Raw genomic sequence first — 5,175 nt, 5'->3', positions numbered from 1 at the left:
CTGTGAATTTTTGAAAATCAGCCTCATCACCAACATTTTGCCAGCGATCTAATACGGCTTCAGGTTGGTTTCTCATATTACCTGGACCATAGAAAAATGTGCTTAAATAATTTGCACCTAGTTGTTTGCTGAATTGAAAATGGAAATCTAAGGACAAACGCTTATAGCTTAAGGTGTTTAAAAAACCGCCATAAAACTCTGGCCTAACTTCCTGTAAAAATTGATAATCATTAGGGGCTGAGATAACACCGTCTGAATCAACATCCTCAAACTCATAAATTCCCGTGTCCGAATTCACGCCTATAGTGTGAAATAAAGGCTGTATAAACATACTTTCTCCTTCCCGGTACCTATTGGCAAATGCAGAGGTTTCTAAATTGGGATAATTTACAAGTATAGTATTTGAGATGGTTAAATTTAATTGTGACACCCAACTAAAGTCTGCTGTGTTTACATTCGTAGTTTCTAAATTAAATTCCCACCCCCTATTTTCTACTGTTGCATCTAAATTCGATTGCAAGAATGAATAGCCAACACTTGTTGGTAATGGAAGGCCTATAAGTTGATTATCTGATTGGTTATTATAGTACACACCTGAAAGCATTATACGATCTCTTAGGAATCCTAAATCTAGCCCTACTTCAAACTTTTTATTACGCTCCCATCCAAAATTCGGATTATTAAGACGTGTTGGGTAAAGACCAGAAACACCTTGATAGGAAAAACTAGTAGGTGAATAACTATCTAAATATCCATAATCTCCAATTTGATCATTACCTGTACTCCCATAACTAACTCTAAGCTTTCCGAAACTAAAAATGCCTTTTTCACTTTCAAATAGTTTTTCTTTTGAAAAAAGCCAAGCTGCTCCAACCGCTCCAAAATTTGCAAATCGATTATTTTCTCCAAATCGACTACTGCCATCTCTTCTTGCCGTAAAATTTAAAAAATACCGTTTTTTAAAATCCAGATGGACGCGACCATACACCGCTTGGTATTTATATTGGGAAATATCAGCATTTAATACATCTACATCGGCCGCTGCAGAAATATCTTCCATAATCGCATCGTTAATATAGCCTGAAGCTCTTAACGATTTACTATTTTGATCAAGCTGCTGAAACGTTGCACCTACCAAAGTTTGCAAAGTTAAACTCCCAAAACTGTAGTTGTACTCTAGTTGTGGTTCTATTATCCATGAGTTTACGGAGGCATCAGCAAAATCAGATGAAGGTAATGTTGAAGACAAAGGGTTTGTTGCCTTTCTAGATCGTATTTCCTTCTCTTCTCTAAATATTGAATTATACCCCAAACTAGCTTTAGTCTTTAAACCTTTTAAAAGCTTATAAGAAATTTGGGCATTAGCAATGAATGTTGCATTATTAGCATCAAATCTTTGAAAAGTTGACCTTAAAGGATTGGTCAATCCTCTGTAAAAAATAAGATCGCCATTTTCATCTATTAACTCGGGTAGATTTGGAGGAAGGGTTAGCGCTGCGTAAGTAAGGTCTTCATCTGGAAGCGCACTATTTTCATCGCTATAGATCACATTCATAGCACTTGAAAAACGTTTATTTTCAGAGGTATAGTTCACAGAAAGATTCATTGAAAAACGCTTATAATCAAAATCTCCTGGGAAAACAGTGGTTTCTTTATAAGTACTGCCACCAAACAAAAATTGTGTTTGACTATTCCCGCCTGATATTTTAACTTGTGAATCTGTGATATAAGACGTGCCTCCAATAAGCTCATCTTGCCAATTTGTATAGCGGTTCTGATCCCATACATGCAAATCGGGCGCATTATTTTCATTAGAAGTTGTACCGTCATTTTGAAAAGCTTCTTTACGCATTTCCAAGTATTGAGGCGTATTCAAAAGAGACATTCTATTAGCGACCGAACCGACTCCTGTCTGTAAATTAAAGGAAACCTCCGTTTTTCCTTCTTTTCCTTTTTTAGTAGTAATAAGTACTACACCATTAGCGCCACGAGATCCATAAATAGCTGTGGCATCTGCATCTTTTAAAACTTCCACACTTTCAATATCTGCGGGGTTGATACTACTTAATGGGTTAGCACTTGAAACTATGGCAGTACCTAATGAGGCTATGGTACTCGAAATATAGGGCACGCCATCAACAATATAAAAAGGGTCATTCCCTTTTGTGATACTATTTTGACCACGAATACGAACCGTAAAACCAGCTCCAGGAACGCCAGACTGTTGTGTAATATACACACCAGACATACGACCTTGTAATGCAGCTAAAGGATTTGCTACTGGTTGTGTCTCTATATCTTTTGCGGTTACACGTTCGATATTACCGATTTGCTCCTCTTCCTTCACAGAGTAATATCCGGCATTAATCATAATCTCACCAAGTTCAGTAATGTCTTCTTCAAGCTGAACATTGATTTGATTTTGGTTATTTACGCCCTTGGTCAGTGATTTAAAACCTAATGCTGAAAATATCAGCGTATCGCTTGGGTATACTTCTATTTTATAGTGCCCATCGAAATTAGTCACGACCCCAATAGTCGTGTTTTTAGACATAACATGCACACCTACAATAGGCATGCCTTGAGCATCCTCAACTTTACCTGAAACAATAAATCTCTGATTAGAGGGTGCCACTGAAAACAGTAGAGAAAGCAATGGTATACATAGAATTAAGTAGATAAAGAATATACGCGATATCTTAACATCTAGTAGTAATTTTTTCATAATTTTGGATTTGAATTAAACAATTCTGTTGTTTGATTAATTAAGCCTCCTATAGACCCTGCAAAAGTTTATTTAGGAGGTTTTTATTTTACTGTAAACCAGTAAATGAACTCTTAGCCATATTTATCGGATAGAGTTGCTTCATAAATAATAGTTTTTATAGTTAATACTTGTTTTTTTTGTATAACCAGGTAGCCCCACTAAACCGTTAGGGTTATTTTTATCAGGTTTGAAACTACCCGGATCTACTTAGTGACTAATTCAAAAGTTTATCTCATAGGCATCTTTTTTTAGTTAATACAAAGCATACCTTACCTGAGTAAGGATTAAAATTCATACTTAAGGAATATCGTTTCATGGCTGGATACCATGATTATGTGGAATCGTGAATTACAGGAGAAAAGAGTTTTCGTGTACCAAAATAGGCCATGTATTATATGGATGTGCTAATACATTTTGCCAGTAATTTTCATGACGTCACTCCTGCAACGAGTAGTACCTTATATCGGGCACTTTGGTTTTTTAGGAAAAAGGATAAAATATACCGTTAGCTCAACATTGAATTGTGCTTTGATAATTTTTAACCCTTTGTATATTTTAACTTTTTTCAATAGGCATTTATTAAAAACTAATACTCAATTAACCCAAGGTTAATTTATTACAAAAAAAACAACCTTAAATGTGAGTTATAACCTAAAGACATAAAAAAGGCATGGAACTCATCAAATTGTCCTTGAGGCACTGGTATACCCTGCAACAATAAGTGAGCCCACGCCTAAAGACGTGAGCATCTTACTTATCATCTCGTTGCAAAAATTACCAGTTTTCAAGGACGAGATTCAAAGCAATTGCTTCTAATATTTTCTATTTGAAGAATTGCAAATGTAATATTTAATATGCAATATAATTAAAATATCTCAAACTCGGACAATTGTCCGAGTTTTTTTCATATGCGTATACTTAATTTGTTTGTATGAGAATATTGGAAAGAAAAATATGTGAATATATTTCTAAGAAATGGATTGGGGATGATCAAGCTAAAACTCAATTTGCGTTAAATCATAATATAGATGAAAAAACCGCAAGAAGAATTTATTCCGATAAAGATTACAAAATTTCTCTATATACTGTAAAAAAAATTTGCGAAGCTAGAGGTATAAAATTATCTGACTTCTTTAAAGAAATTGGCTTCTAAATCTCAGCCACTAATTCAATAAACCTTGGACTAAAGGCTTCGTTTCACCTATATCACTATTTTTACTAAAATTTCTTCAATAATTTTTTTAAACCTTTAACCTGTGATTTAATATTTTTCATTCTAAAACAAAGAGAAGAACTTCTTGCCATTGTTGATGAAACTATTAAGCATGAAGAAAAGCTTACCCGAAGAAAAAAAGCATATTATAAGTCCTTAAAAATTTTAATTATACAGAAATTTAAGGTTTAGGTAAGTTATTTTTAAATTATCCATTTTCACATTATCAACTAACTGTAAGCTATTTATATTACATTACACCTTCATGAAATATAAACAAATTTGTTTATATTTGTTACATGAACCATTTAATAGAGAAATATAAAGGCATTCACCCAGGGTTTGTTATTGAACACCTCCTTAAGAAGCGTTTGCTCCGCAAGCGTCCTTTTGCTCTATCTGTAAATGAATACCCTCAAACTCTGAATGCTATAACGAAAGGAAAAAGGAGTTTAAACACTGCACTAGCTTTAAAAATTGAAAAACAATTAGATTTAGAACAAGGCACTTTAGCTCTATTGCAAACGTATTTCGATATAGAACAAGAAACTAAAAAATTAGATCATCCAACACCCAATCTCAATCTTTTAAGAACATCATTGTTTTGGGATACAGATATGTCCAAAATTGATTGGAATAGGCAATACAAAGCGGTTATTAAGCGGATTTTTGAGCGCGGTAATGAAGCTGAACAAAATGAAATTAGACGCTTTTACGGATCAAAGAAAATAAAAACAGCCGTACAATCGGATACACGGAAACACTATCGGACTTTTCATAAATAGAGCTTTTTTAACCGCATGTTATATTATAATACGGTAAATAAATTACTAAAAGATTGCTTACAGTTTTTAATGTCTGCTAAAGAACTGGAAGACTTTCGTTTAGTGGGAGGAACAGCGCTAAGCCTACAAATTGGACATCGGGAATCAATCGACATTGATTTATTTAGTGACGCCTCGTATGGTTCAATAGATTTTGATAGCATCGAAACTTTTTTAAAGACCTCCTTCCCCTATTTGGATCATCTTCAAAACATTCCCGTAGGCATGGGTAAGTCATACTTTATTGGACCGGATTCTGCCAACACCATAAAATTAGACCTTTTTTACACAGAGCGATACATACAACCTCCAATTATAGTAGATACGATTCGTATGGCTTCAATTGAAGAGATTATCGCAATGAAATTGGA

Annotated in this window: 4 protein-coding genes; 3 read left to right on the top strand and 1 reads right to left on the bottom strand. The window is 34.2% G+C overall.

What is annotated here, in order from left to right; translation table 11 throughout:
- Positions 1 to 2,725, bottom strand: a 2,725-nt coding sequence (locus Q4566_RS16905) for a SusC/RagA family TonB-linked outer membrane protein (protein WP_303423743.1), incomplete at its 3' end; no start/stop codon positions are given.
- 973 nt (positions 2,726 to 3,698) lie between these two features.
- Here Q4566_RS16905 and Q4566_RS16900 point away from each other — a divergent pair.
- The 3 genes from Q4566_RS16900 to Q4566_RS16890 form a co-directional block, all read left to right on the top strand.
- On the top strand, positions 3,699 to 3,920 hold the full coding sequence (locus Q4566_RS16900) for a transcriptional regulator (protein ID WP_303423741.1): 222 nt from the start codon (positions 3,699 to 3,701) through the stop codon (positions 3,918 to 3,920).
- A gap of 359 nt (positions 3,921 to 4,279) precedes the next feature.
- Complete coding sequence (locus tag Q4566_RS16895) at positions 4,280 to 4,765, top strand: DUF6922 domain-containing protein (protein ID WP_303423738.1); 486 nt, start codon at positions 4,280 to 4,282, stop codon at positions 4,763 to 4,765.
- Between the two features lie 15 nt (positions 4,766 to 4,780).
- On the top strand, positions 4,781 to 5,175 hold a 395-nt coding region (locus Q4566_RS16890; protein ID WP_303423736.1), incomplete at its 3' end, for a nucleotidyl transferase AbiEii/AbiGii toxin family protein.

This window comes from Tamlana sp. 2_MG-2023, assembly GCF_030548465.1.
Taxonomy (GTDB): domain Bacteria; phylum Bacteroidota; class Bacteroidia; order Flavobacteriales; family Flavobacteriaceae; genus Pseudotamlana.
Note: the sequence above shows the minus strand (reverse complement) of the source record. Positions and strands in the feature narration are given on the sequence as shown.